The organism is Streptomyces sp. NPDC027185 (assembly GCF_055567035.1).
On sequence record NZ_JBVHRF010000001.1, the window covers coordinates 493249 to 510840 of the forward strand.

The following is a 17592-nucleotide window of genomic DNA, read 5'->3' on the forward strand; positions in this document are numbered from 1 at the left end:
CATTTGCCTCCGCTCCCGGGGGAACGGGCCTCGGGCGCGGCGGTCAGCCGGGGCGGCGGACCGCGCGGAGTACCAGGTCGACGAGGGTGTCGGTGTAGGCGTGGGTGAGTTCGCCGGTGCGCATCAGCCAGCGCTGTGAGAAGGGACTCAGCAGCATCTCGGTGACGATGCGCAGATCGGCGTCCGGGTCGATCTCCCCGGCCTCCTGGGCGGTGCGCAGCCGGGCCCCGTAGACCGCGAAACCGGGTTCCGTCATGCGGGCGACGAAGGCGCGGGACAGCTCCTCGTCGGCGGCGCCCGCGGCGGCGAGCGCGCGGTAGGGCGCCTGGAACGCCGGGTCGTTGAACTCGTCGCAGGTGGCCCGCATGACGTGTTTCAGGTCGGCGGCGAGGTCGCCGGTGTCGGGCAGCGCCGCGCCGTAGTCCGCGACGCCCTCGGTGAACGCGTCGAGCAGGACCGCCGCCTTGGAGGGCCACCAGCGGTAGATCGTCTGCTTGCCGACCCCGGCGCGGGCGGCGATGCCCTCGACGGTCAGACGCGGGTAGCCGACCTCGCCGACCAGGGCGAGAGCGGCGTCGAAGATCGCACGGCGGGACCGCTCACTACGGCGCGCGGCGTTGGGCGCGGGGGTGGGGGGCATGGGGCGATGGTACCGAGCGGAGGCGACAGGGCGAGACGGGCCGTCTCGCGGGGGCCTTCAGAAGCGGCCGGGCCCGGAGCGGAAGGCTGCGGCCGGGGAACCGGAGGCCGCGCTCCGTGCGCGGGGGCCGAGGGCCGACCAGGTCAGAGCCGGGGGTCGGGCCCCGGCCGGGAGCCGGGCCCGGAGTCGGAGCCGGCCGGGGTCGGGAGTCGAGGGCCCGGGGTCAGGCTCCCGGCCCGCAGCCGGCCTCGCGGCTCACTCCCAGGTGTCGCCCCAGGCGGCGTCGCGGGCGGCGCGGTAGCGGTCGCCGTGGCGTTTGGTCACCGTGGTGCGGCGCAGGCCCTCGTCGGGGGTGCAGAGGTCCAGGAGGACCTGGCCCTTGCGGAGCTGCGGTTTGCGGACGATGCGGGGCGCCGCGGGTCCGTCGGGCGCGGCGGGCGGGCGGAGCGCCGCGACGTAGGCGAACTTCTCGTCCTCGTACGCCAGGGAGCCGCCCTTGACCTGGCGGTGCAGGGAGGAGCGGCTGACCCGGGCGGAGAAGTGGCACCAGTCCTCGCCGGGCACGACGGGGCAGGCGGCACTGTGCGGGCAGGGGGCGACGATCCGCAGGCCGGCGGCGGTCAGCCGGTCGCGGGCCTCGCGGATGCGGAGGTAGCCGTCCGGGGTGCCCGGTTCGATCAGGACGACGGCGGTGGCGGTGGCCGCGGCGTCCACCACGGCACGGCGGGCCTCGGGCCGCAGCTCGCCCAGGACGTACGAGACGGTCACCAGGTCGGTGCCCTCGGGGACGGTGAGGCCGTCGCCGATGACGCCGCGCCGCCACTCGGTGCCGGAGAGGGTGCCGTCGGCCAGTTCCCGGCCCAGGTCCAGGGCGGGCTGTGCCCAGTCCACGACGGTGGAGCGGTGCGCGTCCCAGGTCGCGGCGGCGGCCCAGGTGGCGGCGCCGGTGCCGCCGCCGATGTCGAGATGGCTGCGCGGCACGAACCGCGGCACCCGGGCGGCGAACGCGGCCAGCGCGGACCGTACGGCCTCGAAGGTGGCGGGCATGCGGTACGCGGCGTAGGCGGCGACGTCGGCGCGGTCGCGGAGCACCGGCGCGTCGGTGGGCGTGGTGCCGCGGTAGTGGCTGATCAGCCGGTCGACGGCCCGCGTGGCCTGCGAGGGCGGCAGGCCGTCGAGCAGGCCGGCCAGAGCGGCGCGCAGTTCGTCGTGCATTCGGGCAAGTTTACGGGGCGGGGAGAGCCGCCCCGTACGGGAAGGAACCGGCCCCCTACGGGAAACCCCCGGCCCTTTCCGGGGACCACGCCCGGTCCCTCTCCCCACCGGCCGGGTAGGGCCACATCCGGGGGCCCACCCATCCCCTAGGGAACAACCCCGACCCGCCCCCCAGGAGCGAAGCCCGCGGTCCCCTCCGCCCGCGCCGCCCCGTTCACCCCGCCGTCCGGCCTCCGTCCCATTCCGCCACCGCCCGTGCCAGGCACGTGGCGGCCGCGGCGCGGGGTGCGGAGCCGGCGGTGCGGCGGCGGGGGTGGACGGTGGTGGCGAGCAGGATGAGGAAGGTGTCGGTGGCGCGGTCGAGGACGAGGCTGGTGCCGGTGAAGCCGGTGTGGCCGGCGGCGCCGCGGCCGGAGAGTTCGCCCATGAAGTACGGCTGGTCGACGGCGAAGCCGAGGCCGGGCGGGTCGAGGAGGGCGGCGACGGTCTCCTCCCGCAGGACGCGGACGGTGCCGTACGCCCCGCCGTTGAGCAGGGCCCGGCTCAGGACGGCGAGGTCCTGGGCGGTGGAGAAGAGGCCGGCGTGTCCGGCGACGCCGCCGAGCGCCCAGGCGTTCTCGTCGTGAACCTCGCCGCGGAGCATGCCGCGGTCGGCCTTGGCCCAGGGCCGCCGCTGGTCCTCCGTCGCCGCCACACCCTGCGGGGCGAGCGGTCCGTACGCGGTGGAGTGCAGGCCGAGCGGGGTGGTGAGGCCGTCGCGGACGAGGGTGGCGAGGCCGTGGCCGGTGCGGTGTTCGAGGAGCAGTTGGAGGGTGAGGAGGTTGAGGTCGGAGTAGCGGGGGCCGCTGCCGGGGCGGTCGTCGGGGGCGGCGGCGTGTTCCCACAGGAGCGCCAGCTGCCGGGCGCGGTCCGGGTGGTCGTACAGCGGCAGTTCGGGGCGGAGGCCGGAGGTGTGGGTGAGGAGGTGGCGGACGGTGATGCCGGGGGCGAAGGCGGGGAGGGTGGCGCGGACCTCGTCGTCGAGGGTGAGGGTGCCGTGTTCGGTGTGCTGGAGGGCGACGAGGGCGGTGACGAGTTTGGTGACGGACGCCAGGTCGAAGACGGTGGTGGGGCGCATCGGCTCCCAGGCGTCGCGGGGCAGCGGGACGCCGCGGTCGGTCGCCGGGTCGTAGGCGCGGTGGCGGACCGCCCAGCCGGTGGCGGCTTCGACGGCGACGACGGGGCCGCGTCCGGCGAGGACGACGGCGCCCGCGCACCACGGGTCCGGGCCGTGCGGCAGGGCCCGGACGCCGTCGGTCAGCCGTGCCGTCCAGCCGGCGTCGAGTCCGGCCTCGGCGGGGGTGCCGGGCCGGAGCACCGGTGCGTACGGGGCGGGGGTGGTGCCCGGGGTGGGGGGTGGCTGCGGTGTGTTCAGAGCCTGGCCGTTCCGTCGGTGGTGCCCGGGTGGGTTCCCTCCCCACGCTGCCACGGGCGGCACAGGCCGAGGAAGGACGCGAGCGCCAGAACGGCGCATCCGAGCTGGACGACGGCCATCGGGACGGCGGTGTGTTCCCCGGCGATACCGACGAGCGGGGAGGCGACGGAGCCGAGGAGGAACGTGGAGGTGCCCAGCAGCGCGGAGGCGGAGCCGGCGGCGTGCGGGGTGCGCAGCAGGGCCAGGGTGTTGGTGCTGGGCATGACCAGGCCCATCGACGCCATCAGGACGAAGAGTCCGGAGGCGATCGGGAACAGTCCGACCGGGCCGAAGACGCCCGACGACATCAGCAGCAGCGCGGTGGCGGCCAGCGCGATCAGCGTCAGACCGCAGCCGAGGACCTTGTCCAGCGCGACCCGGCCGACGAGCACCTTGCCGTTGAGCTGGCCGACGAGCACCAGGCCCACGGAGTTGACGCCGAACAGCAGGCTGAAGGTCTGCGGGGAGGCGCCGTAGATCTCCTGGACGACGAAGGGCGAGGCGGAGATGTAGGCGAAGAGGGCGGCGAAGCCGAAGGCGCCGACGAGGAGGTAGCCGGAGAACGCCCGGTCGGCGAGGAGGTCGCGCATGGTGCGCAGGGTCTCGCCCAGGCCGCCCGCGTGGCGGCGTTCGGGCGGCAGCGTCTCGTGCAGGGTGCGCCAGACGACGGTGGTCAGGACCAGTCCGACGGCGGTGAGGACGGCGAACACGCCGCGCCAGTCGGTGATCCGGAGGATCTGTCCGCCGATGAGCGGGGCGACGACCGGCGCGACGCCGGAGATCAGCATGAGGGTGGAGAAGAACCGGGCCATCGCGACGCCGTCGTAGAGGTCGCGGACGACGGCGCGGGCGATGACGATGCCGGCGGCGCCCGCCAGGCCCTGGAGCAGCCGGAAGGCGATGAGGATCTCGGCGTTGGGGGCGAAGGCACAGAGCGCGGTGGCGAGGACGTAGATGACCATGCCGGTGAGCAGGGGCCGGCGGCGGCCCCATTTGTCGCTCATCGGGCCGACGACCAGCTGTCCCAGCGCCATCCCGGCGAGGCAGGTGGTGAGGGTGAGCTGGACGGTGGCGGCGGGGCTGTGCAGCGCCTGGGTGACCTCCGGGAGGGCCGGGAGGTACATGTCCATGGAGAGCGGCGGGACGGCGGTGAGGCCGCCGAGGACGAGCGTGAGGAGGAGTCCGGTGCGGCGGGACGCGGACGGCTGTGCCGCCGGGCCCCGCTCGGTTATGGGGGGAAGGTCCTGATTCTCTGCCGTGCCGGGCGCGGCGTCCGTCATGAGCGTCTCCAGTTTTGTTGATGGCCGCGCACCATCGTGTCATGCGCCGGACGGGTTCCGGCCGGTTCGGCCCGGGGCGGACGGCCGCCGTCCCCGGGGCGGACGGGACCGGTGGCCGTCCGCCCGGGAGAGCGGTCAGGCCGGGTTCAGTCCGGGGGCGCCCGCCTCGGAGACGAAGGAGGCGGCGGTGCGGACGGGGGCGCCGGGGGTGGTGACGGCGGGGACGGTGCGGTAGTCGGCGCGGGCGGTGGCGTGGTCGAGGGTGACGGTCACGTAGCCGCGGCGGCCGTTGTAGAACTTCATGTGCGGGTTGGCGGCCATGTACGCGTCCCAGTTGGCGGGCTTGTCCGCGCCGTCCTTGCCGCTGGAGACCGAGGTGGTGACGAACTCGACACCCATGGTGCGGGAGTCGGGGCGGGCGAAGTCCCGCTTGATGTCGAAGGCGTAGTGGACGTGGACGTCGCCGGTGAGGACGACGAGGTTGTCGGCGCCCGCCGCCTCGGCGCCGGCGAGCAGCCGCTCACGGGAGGCGGGGTAGCCGTCCCAGCTGTCCATGCTCACCTTGTACGCGTCGCCGGTGGTGGAGCGGCGTTCGGAGAAGGTGACCTGCTGGGGCAGGACGTTCCAGCGGGCGGTGGAGGAGCGCCAGCCGTCGAGGAGCCAGCGTTCCTGGGCGGCGCCGGTGAGGGTGCGCGCGGGGTCGGCGGATTCCGGGCCGGGGGCGTGCCAGCCGTCGCCGTACGCCTGGTCGGAGCGGTACTGGCGGGTGTCGAGGATGTCGAACTGGGCGAGCCGGCCGTAGCGGAAGCGGCGGTAGAGGCGGGCGTCGGCGCCGCGCGGGAGCTGGGGGCGGCGCAGCGGCTGGTTCTCCCAGTAGGCGCGGTATGCGGCGGCGCGGCGGGCGAGGAACTGCGCGCGGGGGGCGTCGTCCTCGCTGATGTCGGCGGCGTAGTTGTTCTCCACCTCGTGGTCGTCCCAGGTGACGATGAACGGGTGGGCGGCGTGCGCGGCCCGGAGGTCGGGGTCGGACTTGTAGAGGGCGTAGCGCAGCCGGTAGTCCTCCAGCGTGGCGGTCTCGTGGTTGAAGCGGTCGGGCAGGGTGCGGTCGGTGTAGTTGCGGGCGCCGCCGTTGGCGGGGACGGCGTACTCGTAGAGGTAGTCGCCGAGGTGGAAGACGACGTCGAGGTCTTCGTCGGCGAGGTGGCGGTAGGCGGTGAAGTAGCCGTCGTGGTACGCCTGGCAGGAGACGGCGCCGAGGCGCAGGGCGGTGTTGCGGGCGCCGGGGGCGGGGGCGGTGCGGGTGCGGCCGACGGGGCTGATCCAGGTGCCGGCGCGGAAGCGGTAGTAGTAGACGCGGTCCGGGGCGAGGCCGGTGGGTTCGATGTGGACGGAGTGGTGGAACTCCGGGTGGGCGTCGGCGCGGCCGCGGCCGGCGAGGCGGGTGAACTTCTCGTCGTAGGCGACCTCCCAGCGGACCGGGACGCGGGCGGCGGGCATGCCGCTGCCGGGTTCGTAGGGGCGGGGGGCGAGGCGGGTCCACAGGACGACGGAGCCGGGCTGCGGGTCGCCGGAGGCCACGCCGAGGGTGAACGGGTTCTCGGTGATGCGGCGCGGGTCGGCCTCGGCGGCGTGGGCGGCGCCGGGGCGCGGCAGGTTGGTGGCGAAGGCGAGTGCGGCGGCGGCGCCGGTGACGGTGAGGAAGCGCCGCCGTCCGACGTGCGCGGCGGCGTCCCGCAGCTCCTGGTCGTGCGCGGCCGTCCCCTGCTCGTGCGCTGCGTGCTGGGTCATCTGCCCCTCCCCTGACGGTGGTTGTCACCGGTGATTGCAGGGGCGGTGGACGGCGGGCCGCTGTCCCGTGCCCGTCGCATACATGACAGCTCGGTGAGAACTCGGCCCGCAACGGACGGGGCGGGACAAAGCGGGGGCGGTACGGGCCGCGCGGGCGGCGGCCGGGGGCGCGTTCCGGGCGCCGGGCGCTCCCTCGCCGGGGCCCGGGAGCCGGGCGCGTTCCGTGGTTCCGCACGCCCCGGCGCGCGTTCCCGGGACCGTACCCGTCGGCCCGGGGGCGTCCGTACCGGCCGCTCATTAGGCTCCACGGCATGGCAGAACTGATGACGCGGGACGGCTCCTGGATCTTCGACGGCGAGGCCGTACGCATCGTGCCCGGCAGTGAACGCGGGGTGCACCGGCTGCGGCAGGAACTGGGCGAACTCACCGTCCCGCTGACGGCCCTCGCCGGGATCTCCTACGAACCGGCGCGCAAGGGCGGCCGGTTGCGGCTGCGGCTGCGGGACGGCGCCGATCCGCTGCTCCAGGCCACCGGCGGTCATCTGCCGGACGACGCGAGCCCGTACCACCTGGCGGTCGACCCGGACCGGACCGGCGTCGCGGAGTACTTCGTCGACGAGATCCGGCGGGCGATGATGCTGGAGGAGGTCCCGGAGGGGCCGTGCGACCGCTATCTGCTGTCCGGTCCGCCGGTGCCGGTGTCGGGGGCGGGCGTCGACGGCACCGCGACGTTCGACGGGGAACGTGTGACCGTCACCTGGCGCTGGAACACCACCGAGCACAAGAAGAACGCCGGGCCCCAGGAGTTCGCCCTCGGCGAGCTGGCGGCGGTGGAGTGGCAGCCGTCGGCCGGGCTGGAATCGGGGTTCCTGCGCTTCCGGCCGCACGGCGTGAAGCCGTCCGTCACACCGGAACACGATCCGCACGCCATCGAGCTGTGGGGCTTCAAGAAGGAGAGCGGCACCGCCCTCGTCGCGGCGGCGGTCACCGCCCGGCTGCCGCACCCCGAGGCGCCGGGGCGGGGGTCCCCGGGCGGGGCGGCGGCGCCGGGGTCCGCGCCTGCCCACGGCCCGTCCGCGGCGCTCCGGGCCGCCGCGCCGCAGGGGGGCGCGGCGCGGCCGGGGGCTCCGGCCGAGGACCATGACGTGCTGCTGCGGCGCCTGCGGGAGCTGGGCGAGCTGCGGCGGGACGGGATCCTGACGGAGGAGGAGTTCGCGGCGGCGAAGGCGGCGGTGCTGGAGCGGTTCCACGGAGGGTGAGAAGCGCGGTCACCCCGGCCCCGCCCCCTCTCCCGGCCACCCCCTGAGACACCCCGCCGCCCGTCGGCCGCGGGTTCTACCCTGCCGCCATGGCACAGGTACAGGCACAGCGGACACCGGCCGGACCGGGGCCAAAGACGTACGGAGCGGGCGGGCCGGCCGGTCCGGACGCGGGTGAGGGCCGGGTCGCGGTGGTCACCGGCGCGGGCTCCGGTATCGGGCGGGCCGTGGCGCACGCCCTGATCGCCGGGGGCTGGCGGGTGGCGCTCGCCGGGAGGCGCGCCGGGGCCCTGGCGGAGACGGCGGCGACCGCGCCCCCGGGGCCGCCGCCCCACGCGCTGCCCACCGACGTCACCCGGTCCGCCGAGGTGGACGCCCTCTTCGCCGCCGTGCGCGACCGCTTCGGCCGCGTCGACCTGCTGTTCAACAACGCCGGGATGTTCGGGCCCGCGGTCCCGCTGGACGAACTGTCCGCCGACGACTGGCGGGCGGTCGTCGACACCAACCTCACCGGCGCGTTCCTCTGCGCGCAGGCCGCCTTCCGGTCGATGAGGGCGCAGGATCCGCAGGGCGGCCGGATCATCAACAACGGTTCGGTCTCCGCGCACACCCCGCGCCCGCACTCCGTCGCGTACACGGCGACCAAGCACGCGATGACCGGCCTGACCAAGTCCCTCTCCCTGGACGGCCGTCCGTACCGCATCGCCTGCGGGCAGATCGACATCGGCAACGCCGCCACCGAGATGACCGGCCGGATGCGGACCGGCATCCTCCAGGCGAACGGCACCACCGCCCCCGAACCCGTCATGGACGCCGCCGACGTGGCCCGCACCGTCGCCCACATGGCGGCCCTGCCCCTGGAGGCCAATGTGCAGTTCGCGACGGTGATGGCGACGAACATGCCGTACATCGGGCGGGGCTGACCCGCCCCGGCGGAACGGACCGCGCCCGCGCCGGGGCCGGAACGCACCCGGTACGGCGCGCCGTACGGACGCCGGGCGCCGGCCCGTACGGGTGCCCCGCCCCGGGTGGGCCGGTCTCGGGAATAGCGGGCCGGACCGGTGGGTTCTCGCCGCCATGACACGCGACGACAGTTCCACGGCACCCGGCGGCACCGGCACGGCGGTGCGCGCCGCCGCCGGGCCCGAAGTTCTGCGGTACACCGCTTTCTCCGACGATCCGGCCGGCGGCAATCCCGCCGGTGTCGTGCTGGACGCGTCCGGGCTGGACGACGCGGCGCGGCTCGCCGTCGCCGCGCGGGTCGGCTACTCCGAGACGGCGTTCCTCACCGCGCCGCCCGAGGGGCTGGGCGTCCCCGGGCGCGCGTTCACGGTGCGGTACTTCAGTCCGCTGGCGGAAGTCCCGTTCTGCGGCCATGCGACGGTCGCCGCCGCCGTCGCCCTCGCCGAGCGCCACGGCCCGGGTGAGCTGGTCTTCGCCACCCGTTCCGGCACCGTCCCGGTCACCGTCCGCGAGGTGGACGGCCGCCTCGTCGCCACCCTCAGCAGCGTCGAGCCGTACGTCACGGACGTCGCCCCGGCCGATCTCGCGGAGGCGCTGGCCGCGCTGGGCTGGCCCGCCGCCGATCTCGATCCGGCGCTGCCGCCCCGTATCGCCTACGCCGGGGCCCGCCATCTGGTGCTGGGCGCCGCGACCCGCGCCCGCCTGGCCGACCTCGACTACGACTTCGGCCGGCTGGCCGCGCTGATGCGGCGGCTGGATCTCACCACCGTGCAACTGGCCTGGCGGGAGAGCGGTTCCGTCTTCCACGTCCGCGATCCGTTCCCCGTCGGCGGTGTCGTCGAGGACCCGGCCACCGGCGCCGCGGCCGCCGCCCTCGGCGCCTACGCCCGCACCCTCGGCCTCGTCACCGCGCCCGTCACCCTCACCCTCCACCAGGGCCACGACCTGGGCCGCCCCGGTCTCCTCACCGTCGAACTCCGCGACGGCGACCCCCGCGCCCACGTCGGCGGCACCGCCACCGCCCTGCCGGAGGAGTGAACTTCCCTTTCCGGTAAGGGCGTTACGGGCGGAAGGGGCCTCGGGGCGCGGGCGGGCGGACGCCGCGCCCGGCCCGCCCGCGGCGCGGGGCGCCCGGCCCCTCCCCCGCCGGACCTGACCGAAATCCGCGTGGTCCGGACCATGGTCGCGGGCGGCTACCGCTCCGTATCGTGTTGGCCGCGCCGCCGACCGCCGTTCACCCCGTGTACGCCCGGGGGTGAGGCCGCTGTTGGCGGCGGCCTTGGACATTGTGCGGACCTTGTTCGCGACACCGGAGCCGTCGAAGGGCACACCGTGCGCAGTCGTCTTTCCCCCACCTCCCGCCGGTCCCCGCGCCGGATACCGCTGGTCCTCGGCACGGTCCTCGGCCTCACCGCCGCCGGGCTGGGCGGGACCGCGCTCGCCGCCGCGTCCGGCGGGCCGGACATCTCCTTGTCGTCCGGCTACCTCTCCGGCGCGGTCGGCGCCACCGGCGACCCGTCGGTGCGGGTCAAGCTGACAGGCGGGGACGCCGCGGCGCTGAAGGTGTCGGCGCGCGCCAGTTCCGACACCTCGGTGGCCACCGCCAAGGACGTCCACATCAGCGGCGACGGCGCGACCCGCACCCTCACCGTCACCGCCCGCGGCGTCGGCTACACCGATCTGACGATCGAGGTCACCGACGGCGACGGCGGCTCGGCCACCGCCACACTGCACTACGCGGCGTCCGCCGCCGTCCAGCACGCCGCCGACACCCGCTACTTCACCGGCTCCAGCGACGTGTCGGCCGCCGTGGACGTCGGCGGCGGCTACGTCGTCATCGCCGACGACGAGTCGAACGTGCTGCGCCTGTACGACCGCCGTACGGGCGGCGCCCCGCTCAGGACCTGGGACTTCAGCGACAAGCTGGGCGTCTCCAAGGAGATCGACATCGAGGCGGCGGCCCGCGTCGGCGACACGATCTACTGGACGGGCTCGCTCGGCAACAACAAGAAGGGCAAGTTCCAGCCGGACCGCGCCACCGTCTTCACCACCGAGGTCAGCGGCTCCGGCGCGGGGACCCGCCTCGCGCTCGGCGGCTCGTACAAGAAGCTCCGGGACGATCTGGTGGCCTGGGACGAGAAGCACGGCGACAAGTACGGCTTCGCCGCCGGTACGGCCGAGGGGCAGGTGCCCAAGCAGATCGACGGATTCAACGTCGAGGGCCTGGAGTTCGCGCCCGGCTCCACCAGCACCGCGTACATCGGCTTCCGCGCGCCGCTGGTGCCGCCGGAGAAGGGCGGCAAGGCGCTGCTGGTGCCGGTCACCAACTTCGACAAGGTCGTCTCCGACGGCGCCCGCGCCACCGTCGGCAAGCCCGTGGAGCTGGACCTCGGCGGCCTCTCCGTCCGCGACATCCGCAAGAACGCGGCCGGCCAGTACCTGATCGTCGCCGGTTCCTGGGACGCCGAGGACAACAGCGCCCCGTACGCCCTCTACACCTGGGACGGCGTCCCCGGCCACGCGCCCGCCAAGGCACAGGACCTGCCGACGAAGGACCCCGGCGGCTGGGAAGCGGTGGTCGACGTCCCCGACCTCACCGCCCCCGGCGCCCGCGCCCAGCTCCTCACCGACGACGGCTCCGCCGACCTCTACGGCGACGGCACCGAGGCCAAGGATCTCCCCCACGACGAGTGGAAGAAGTCCCGGGCCACGTGGTTCCCGGTGAGCACCAAGAGCGCCCACTAGCCTGTAGCTCCCCGGCCCCCGGTCCGTACGGAGCGGGGGCCGACGTATGTCCGGTGGCGGGGGCCGGCATGACGCGTCCGGGTGCCGGGCGCCCGGCCGGAACCGTGGCCGGGCCGTACCGCGTCCCTCTCCGGGACCGGGGAAGGACGCCATGAGCATCGACGCGCCCCGCCCGTCCGGGCGGTCACCGTACGACGGCCCGCCGCCCGCGAGTGTCCCGCCACCGCAGGCGTACGCACCGCTGTGGTGGCGGTTACGGGAGGACGCGTGGCCGCCGCTGGGTGAGGTGTTGCGGGGGCGGCGGGGGGAGATCTCCCCCGGGGTGATCGTGGTACTGGCCGTTCCCTGTCTGTGGTGGCTGACCGTGCCGCTGCTGATCAGCTACCAGATGGCCCGGACAGCACGGCTGCTGGCGCGCCGGGTCTTCCCCGTGCGCCCGGAGGGGGTCGTCGAGGACCGCGAGGTGCTGCGGGTGCAGCGGGTGCGGGCCTGGGTTGCTGTCGTCATGTCGGCGGCGTTGCTGGCCGTGTTCGGGGGGTGGAAGGACATGGCGGACGCGGGGTCGCAGGTGACGCAACGGATGATCTTCGCGCCGTGGGTGGCGCTGCCGAGCGCGGCGGTGGCGGTGGCGGTGCTCTTCCGGGTGGCCCGGCCCGGGGCGCGGCGGGCCATGGGGACGAAGCTGTGGCCGGCCTGCCGGTCCGCCCTGTGGTTCTTCGGCGCCTGGGTGCTGGTGCCGCTGTGGGCCGCGATGGCGTTCGAGGCGATGAGTCTGGCCTCCGGCCACCTCGGGTTGCTGACCATGCTGGCGCTGCTGTTCGTGTGCTGGACGCCGTTCTGGTGGCTGATCTTCTTCCTCGGCTTCGCCTCCGGCCCGGCGCTGCGGCACGCCTTCAACCTGTCCGCCCTGCACCCGCTGCTGCCCGCGCTGGTCACCACCGTCCTGGTCTGGGCGTTCGCCTTCCTCGGCCTGCGGTCGGGCGGTCTGCCGCCGGGCCCGGCGCCGCTCGCGGTCTGCGCGTTCCTCGGCGGCCCGGTGTCGGTGACGGCGGTGGCCTGGTGGGAGATCCACCGGCTGCGCCGTCGGCACGGGGTGCGGTGGCGGGGCTAGGGCGTCGGCGGAGGAGGGCCGCCCGGTGCGGGAGCGCGCCGGGCGGCCCTTCCGCCGTGTCCGGCGGGCCGGAGCGTGTCAGGCGGGCCGGAGCGTGGCAGGTGAACGGAAGGCCCCGCGCCGCGCCGACGGGCGCGGGACGTCAGACCGGCGGACGTCAGGCCGGCGGACGTCAGGCCGGGGAGAACTTGGCGACGTAGGTGTCGAAGGGTTCGATGCCGACGGCCGCGCGGAGTTCGTCCATGCGGTCGGGCTCCTCGCAGGGCCACGGGACGGGCGCCCCGTTTCGTACGCCGGCGATCTGGGTGCCGTAGATCTGTGCGCGGCCCTCGTTGACCCGGGTGCGGTCGCGGAGGAAGGCCAGTTCGCGTGGGGTGGCGTCGCCTGCCGCGACCGCCTGTTCCAGCAGGTGGAGGGCGCGGCGCTGGATGTCGAGCTGCCGGTCGGCGTGTTGGGCGATCAGCCAGGCGGCGCGGGCGGCCTCCTCTCCGACGCGTGCCGCCGTCGGCCAGCCGAAGGTGTCCATGATCTCGCCCAGCCGGTCACCGTGCCGGGCGGTCAGCCGCCGCCAGGCGAGTTGTCCGGCGGGGTCGTCGCTGTTCGCGTGGACCGCGGACCGGTGGTCGGCCGCGGCCATGTCCGTGAGTTCCGCGGCCAGTGCGGCGACGTCGTACGTCACTCTCAACTCCCGTTGCGAAGGGGGGCGTTGCGCGAGGTGCGCCTGTTGTCCGCAAGCGTAGGGGGCGCATCGGACGTAAAGATCATTCCGGGGAACGGTGACAGGAGGCCCTCCGCGCGGGGATGATGGATACACCCCGAAAACGGAAGAGGAGACGGACGCGGTGACGGCGCCGGGCCGGGTCGCCGGGGCGGTCGCGGTGGTGGTCCGTCAGGCAGGGTCCGGGGGCCGGACGTGGCGAAGGGCCGCCCGGTGCGGGAGTGCGCCGGGCGGCCCTTCGCCGTGCTCGGCCCCGGCTACAGCTCCGCCGCGACCGTACGGGCCTGGGTCAGGGCCTCCAGGAGGGTGGCGGGGGCGTGGGCGTCGCCGACACGGTGGAGGGGCAGGCCGCGGGCCTCCAGGGGGGCGGCGAGGTCGTCGGCGGGGACGCGGGCGGTGGACCAGACGAGTTGGCCGACACCGTCGACGGTGGCGCGTTCGCCGCTGAAGACGTTCTCGTAGCGGAGCGTGGTGCCGTCCAGGGACGTCGCGGCCGCGCCGGTGATCACCTCGACGCCGGCGGCGGAGAGTCGGGCGTGGATGCCGAGGCGGCTGGTGTACGGGACCGTCTCGGCCAGGGCGAGGCGGGGGGTGAGCAGTACCGTCCGCGGGTGGCGGGCGGCGAGCAGTTCGGCCACGGCGCAGGCCGCGGCGGAGTCGTCCTCGGCGAGGACGACGGCGGTGCCGGTGGCCGGGGTGTCCGGTGCGGTGGGGACGTCGCCGATCGCGGTGCCGCCGGCGGCGGGTGGCCGCATCCGGGCGCCGGTGGCGAGGACGACCGCGTCCGGTTCCGTGGCGAGTATCTCCGCCTCACCGGCGGGGGCGCCGCGGACGATCTCGACGCCGGAGCGGCGGGCCGCCGCCTCCTGGTCGGCGACGAGCAGGGCGAGGTCGCCGCGGCCGGGGAGCGCCGCCTCCGCGCGGGTGCGGCCGCCGAGACGGTGCCCGGCCAGCAGCGTCACGCGGTGGCCGCGGTCGGCGGCGACCCGGGCGGTCTCCAGGCCCGCGACGCCGCCGCCGACGACGGTCACCCGCAGCGGGGTGGCCGCCGGGGCGGGCGGCTCGGCCTCCTTCTCGGTACGGCCGAAGGCCGGGTTGACGGGGCAGGCGGCCGGGCGGCCGGTGTGCACCTCGCCCCAGCAGGCGTTGCAGTACACACAGGGCCGGATCAGCTCCTCCTGGCCCGCGCGGGCCTTGCGGGGCAGGTCCGGGTCGGCGACCAGGGCCCGGCCGAGGGCGACGAGGTCGGCGGCGCCGGTGCGCAGCGCGGTCTCCGCCTCGGCCGCGGTACGGATCCGGCCGACGGCGACGACCGGCACTCCCCCGGCCGCCTCCCGTACCTCGCGCTGGAGGTCCAGGTAGGGGCTGGGCGGATAGGCGGCGTCGGGGATGTGGTCGCCGAAGCTGGGCGCGATGGTGCCCTGGGCGAAGCACACGTAGTCGACGGGGGCGCCCTCCTGGAGGCGGGTGAAGACCTCGGCGGCGTCGGCGGGCCGCAGTCCGCCGCGTACGCCCTCGTCGCCCGGCATCTTCAGGCCGATGACGAAGTCCGGGCCGGTGGCGGCGCGGATGGCCTGGACGATCTCGCGCAGGAAGCGGGAGCGGCCGGTGGCGTCGCCGCCGTACTCGTCCTCGCGGTGGTTGGACCACGGGGAGAGGAAGAGGGAGAGGAGGTGGCCGTGGGCGGCGTGGAGTTCGACGCCGGAGAAGCCGCGGGCGGCGAGCATGGCGGCGGAGCGGGCGAACGCGTCGGTGAGCCGGGCGATGTCGCCGTGGGTCATGGGCCGCGGCATGGTGCGGCTGTAGTGGTCGGGGAGGGCGGAGGGGCCCATGGGGCGGGCGCCGTCGGTGGTCCACAGCTGGCTGCGGCCCAGGTGGTAGAGCTGGCCGATCATCCGGCAGTCGGCGCCCTCGACGGCGTCGGCGATCCGCGCGAAGCCGTCGTGTCCGGCCGGGTCGTAGGTGACCAGGGCGAACGGTTTGGGGGCGGACGTCGGGTCGACGGCCAGCGCCTCCGAGACGATCATCCCGGCGCCGCCGGCGGCCATCCGGGCGTAGGCGGCGACGGTGCGGTCGGTGGGGAGGTTCCCGGCGCCCAGGCCGGTGATCATCGCGGGGAAGGCGATGCGGTTCTTGACCTCGCGGCGGCCGAGCGCCATGGGCGTGAACAGCCGCTCGTAGGCGGTGGCGGCGGTCATGCGTCGTGCTCCAGCCAGAGTTCCGTCGGGCCGCGGAAGCAGATGTTCTTCGGGTAGTCGACGGGCTCCCCGGCCAGCCGCAGGTCCGGGGCGCGTTCGGTCAGCAGCTCCAGCATGGTGCCGATCTCCATACGGGCCAGCGGGGCGCCGAAGCAGTAGTGGATGCCGCGGCCGAAGGTGAGGTGGTGGCGGGCGGGCTCGCGGCGGATGTCGAACGCCTCGGGGTCCTCGAACGCCTGCGGGTCGTGGTTGGCCGAGCCGATCTGGAGGAGCAGCTTGGCGCCCTCGGGGACGGTGACGCCGCCGATGTCGACGGCGCGGGTGGTCTTGCGGCGCCAGGTGAAGAGGCTCGGGTCGTACCGCAGCGCCTCCTCGACGGCCTGCGGGACGAGGGAGGGGTCGGCGCAGAGCGCCTTCCACTGGGTGCGGTCGGAGAGCAGCCGCAGCAGGGCGCTGGTGGCGACGTTGGTGGTGGTCTCGTGGCCGGCGAAGCTGATCGCGTGGATGACGTTGGTGATCTCGTCGACGGTCAGCGCCTCCGGGTCGGCGAGGTGGACGCGGACGAGGTCGCTGGTGAAGTCGTCGCGGGGCTCGGCGACCCGCCGGTGGACGAAGTCGACGCAGTACTTCCAGTACCGGACCATGAACTTCGCGACGTCGGTCTGCTGCTCGGGCGTGGCGCGGCCCCAGGTGAACACCATCCGTTCGGCGGCGAGTTCCTTGAGCATCACGGTGTCCTCGGCGGGGAAGCCGATCAGCGCGAAGACCACGGAGGCGGGCAGCGGGTAGGTCAGTTCGTTGACGGCGTCGAAGCGGGGGCGGGTCAGCATCCGCGTGATGAGTTCGTCGGCGCGGGCCCGGATCGTCGGTGCGAGGACTTCGAGGCGGCGGGCGGAGAAGACCTTCAGGCAGTGGGAGCGGACCCGGCTGTGCTTGGGTTCGGGCCCGTTGGACATGGTGGGGCTGGTGCCGAAGCCGTCGGCGAGGAGGGCGCGGGCCTCCTCGTTCAGCGGGAAGACCGGTTCCTGGGTGTTGGCGCCGGAGAAGGTCCGGTGGTCCTTCATGATCCGCTCGATGTCGGCGTGCCGGGTGACCACCCACATGTCCAGCTCGGGGTGGTGGAAGACCGGGGCCTCTTCGCGGAGTTCGGCGAGGTGCGGGAAGGGGTCGGCGAGGAAGGCGGGGGCGAGCGGGTCGTAGCCCGCGCTGACGGGGCAGCTCATCGGGCGGCTCCGTCGACCGCGGCGCGCAGGGCGGTGCCGACGCGGGACATGTGCGGCTCCGCGCAGTCGAAGAGCGTGCTGGCCTCCGCGTCGATCTTGTCGATCTGTACGCGGGCGGGGTCCATGGCGCCGAGGGCCTTGGCGTACGGGGAGCCGGGGTCGACGACGTTCTCGCGGCGGGTGCCCTCGCCGACGGCCAGGACGTGCAGCCGGCCCTTGAGGCCGCCGGCCGGGCGGTAGGCGAACATCGCGCCGAGGTTGGCCTGGTAGACGGCGATGCGGTGACGCAGCACCTCGGGGTCGGTGCCGCCGAGGCCGGGCTGGGCGGCGAGGAAGTCCACGAGGATGTCGGTGCGCTCCTCCTCGGGGGCGGCGGCGATGCGCTCCAGCGGCAGGTCGACGGGGTGGCCGAGCAGCCGCTCGATGATGAAGCCGTAGTCGTGCAGGGCGCGGGTCTGGAGCGATTCGGACTCGGGCAGTTCCTTCCAGGCGCGGGCGAACGTCGGCATCAGGTGCAGGACGAGCGGCACCTCGGCGCCGGCGGCCTCCAGTTGGCGGGCGGCCTCGAAGGCGGGCAGGCCGCCCATGCAGTTGCCGGCGAGGTAGTAGGGGCCCTCCGGCTGGATGCGGCGGATCTCCTCGATGCCGCGGGCGGCGATCTCCTCGACGGTGGTGGTCGGGGCCTGGTCGCCGTCGAGACCGGGCGACTGGCAGGCGTAGACGCCCCAGGGCGACGGGATGTGCGGGACGTAGCCGCTCATGTAGGCGACGCTGCCCTCCGTCGCCGGGAAGAAGAACAGCCGGGGCGTGCCCTCGCGCAGCACCTTCAGGTGGGAGCCGGCCAGCTCCAGCAGGCGGGACTCGGCGTTCTTCTCGGCGAGCAGCCGCAGCAGGGCGAGGCGCTTGGTGTCGGACAGGTCGCTGACCCGGTTGGTGAGATCGGTCATGAGGGCTCCATGGGTGGGGACCGAGGGGGAGCTCGGTTCGGGAAGGGTGGGG

14 protein-coding genes are annotated in these 17592 nt (G+C 74.9%); 5 read left to right on the forward strand and 9 right to left on the reverse strand.

The window, feature by feature from the left end; all coding sequences use genetic code 11:
• Positions 1–43: 43 nt before the first annotated feature.
• From ACZ4M8_RS02080 to ACZ4M8_RS02100, 5 genes are all read right to left on the reverse strand, one after another.
• Positions 44–640, reverse strand: a complete 597-nt coding sequence (locus ACZ4M8_RS02080) for a TetR/AcrR family transcriptional regulator (RefSeq protein ID WP_467602587.1) — start codon at positions 638–640, stop codon at positions 44–46.
• Positions 641–895: 255 nt separating this feature from the next.
• A complete protein-coding gene (locus ACZ4M8_RS02085) occupies positions 896–1855 on the reverse strand; it encodes a small ribosomal subunit Rsm22 family protein (RefSeq protein ID WP_467602589.1) in 960 nt (319 codons plus the stop codon).
• A gap of 214 nt (positions 1856–2069) precedes the next feature.
• Positions 2070–3212, reverse strand: a complete 1143-nt coding sequence (locus ACZ4M8_RS02090; RefSeq protein ID WP_467602591.1) for a serine hydrolase domain-containing protein — start codon at positions 3210–3212, stop codon at positions 2070–2072.
• Between the two features lie 53 nt (positions 3213–3265).
• The gene (locus ACZ4M8_RS02095) at positions 3266–4588 is read right to left on the reverse strand and encodes a multidrug effflux MFS transporter (RefSeq protein ID WP_467602592.1); all 1323 of its coding nucleotides are present in this window, start codon (positions 4586–4588) and stop codon (positions 3266–3268) included.
• A 135-nt stretch (positions 4589–4723) separates the two neighbouring features.
• On the reverse strand, positions 4724–6376 hold the full coding sequence (locus ACZ4M8_RS02100) for an alkaline phosphatase D family protein (protein ID WP_467602594.1): 1653 nt from the start codon (positions 6374–6376) through the stop codon (positions 4724–4726).
• Between the two features lie 311 nt (positions 6377–6687).
• Here ACZ4M8_RS02100 and ACZ4M8_RS02105 point away from each other — a divergent pair, with 311 nt between their 5' ends.
• From ACZ4M8_RS02105 to ACZ4M8_RS02125, 5 genes are all read left to right on the forward strand, one after another.
• On the forward strand, positions 6688–7635 hold the full coding sequence (locus ACZ4M8_RS02105) for a DUF4429 domain-containing protein (protein WP_467602595.1): 948 nt from the start codon (positions 6688–6690) through the stop codon (positions 7633–7635).
• 89 nt (positions 7636–7724) lie between these two features.
• Entirely contained in the window at positions 7725–8558 is an 834-nt protein-coding gene (locus ACZ4M8_RS02110; RefSeq protein WP_467602597.1) for an SDR family oxidoreductase, read from the forward strand.
• Positions 8559–8712: 154 nt separating this feature from the next.
• Positions 8713–9636 (forward strand): PhzF family phenazine biosynthesis isomerase, encoded by a 924-nt coding sequence (locus tag ACZ4M8_RS02115; protein ID WP_467602599.1) that lies wholly within the window; start codon positions 8713–8715, stop codon positions 9634–9636.
• A gap of 294 nt (positions 9637–9930) precedes the next feature.
• Positions 9931–11343, forward strand: a complete 1413-nt coding sequence (locus ACZ4M8_RS02120) for a hypothetical protein (RefSeq protein WP_467602601.1) — start codon at positions 9931–9933, stop codon at positions 11341–11343.
• Between the two features lie 151 nt (positions 11344–11494).
• Positions 11495–12454: a hypothetical protein gene (locus tag ACZ4M8_RS02125; RefSeq protein ID WP_467602603.1), complete on the forward strand. Its 960-nt coding sequence runs from the start codon at positions 11495–11497 to the stop codon at positions 12452–12454.
• A 172-nt stretch (positions 12455–12626) separates the two neighbouring features.
• Here ACZ4M8_RS02125 and ACZ4M8_RS02130 read toward each other — a convergent pair whose 3' ends face one another.
• The 4 genes from ACZ4M8_RS02130 to ACZ4M8_RS02145 all read right to left on the reverse strand — a co-directional run bounded on the left by ACZ4M8_RS02130 (position 12627) and on the right by ACZ4M8_RS02145 (position 17540).
• A complete protein-coding gene (locus ACZ4M8_RS02130) occupies positions 12627–13133 on the reverse strand; it encodes a DUF6624 domain-containing protein (protein WP_467602604.1) in 507 nt (168 codons plus the stop codon).
• A 296-nt stretch (positions 13134–13429) separates the two neighbouring features.
• Complete coding sequence (locus tag ACZ4M8_RS02135; RefSeq protein ID WP_467602605.1) at positions 13430–15370, reverse strand: oxidoreductase; 1941 nt, start codon at positions 15368–15370, stop codon at positions 13430–13432.
• Positions 15367–16593: a cytochrome P450 gene (locus ACZ4M8_RS02140; protein ID WP_467602607.1), complete on the reverse strand. Its 1227-nt coding sequence runs from the start codon at positions 16591–16593 to the stop codon at positions 15367–15369. Before ACZ4M8_RS02140 ends, ACZ4M8_RS02135 begins: the two co-directional genes overlap by 4 nt.
• The gene (locus ACZ4M8_RS02145; protein WP_467602609.1) at positions 16590–17540 is read right to left on the reverse strand and encodes a thioesterase domain-containing protein; all 951 of its coding nucleotides are present in this window, start codon (positions 17538–17540) and stop codon (positions 16590–16592) included. Before ACZ4M8_RS02145 ends, ACZ4M8_RS02140 begins: the two co-directional genes overlap by 4 nt.
• Positions 17541–17592: the final 52 nt, after the last annotated feature.

Coding starts and splice junctions, on each gene's coding strand:
- ACZ4M8_RS02135 (WP_467602605.1), bottom strand. CDS start 15,370: ATGACCGCCGCCACCGCCTACGAGCGGCTGTTCACGCCCATGGCGCTC.
- ACZ4M8_RS02095 (WP_467602592.1), bottom strand. CDS start 4,588: ATGACGGACGCCGCGCCCGGCACGGCAGAGAATCAGGACCTTCCCCCC.
- ACZ4M8_RS02080 (WP_467602587.1), bottom strand. CDS start 640: ATGCCCCCCACCCCCGCGCCCAACGCCGCGCGCCGTAGTGAGCGGTCC.
- ACZ4M8_RS02100 (WP_467602594.1), bottom strand. CDS start 6,376: ATGACCCAGCACGCAGCGCACGAGCAGGGGACGGCCGCGCACGACCAG.
- ACZ4M8_RS02125 (WP_467602603.1), top strand. CDS start 11,495: ATGAGCATCGACGCGCCCCGCCCGTCCGGGCGGTCACCGTACGACGGC.
- ACZ4M8_RS02140 (WP_467602607.1), bottom strand. CDS start 16,593: ATGAGCTGCCCCGTCAGCGCGGGCTACGACCCGCTCGCCCCCGCCTTC.
- ACZ4M8_RS02105 (WP_467602595.1), top strand. CDS start 6,688: ATGGCAGAACTGATGACGCGGGACGGCTCCTGGATCTTCGACGGCGAG.
- ACZ4M8_RS02085 (WP_467602589.1), bottom strand. CDS start 1,855: ATGCACGACGAACTGCGCGCCGCTCTGGCCGGCCTGCTCGACGGCCTG.
- ACZ4M8_RS02145 (WP_467602609.1), bottom strand. CDS start 17,540: ATGACCGATCTCACCAACCGGGTCAGCGACCTGTCCGACACCAAGCGC.
- ACZ4M8_RS02115 (WP_467602599.1), top strand. CDS start 8,713: ATGACACGCGACGACAGTTCCACGGCACCCGGCGGCACCGGCACGGCG.
- ACZ4M8_RS02110 (WP_467602597.1), top strand. CDS start 7,725: ATGGCACAGGTACAGGCACAGCGGACACCGGCCGGACCGGGGCCAAAG.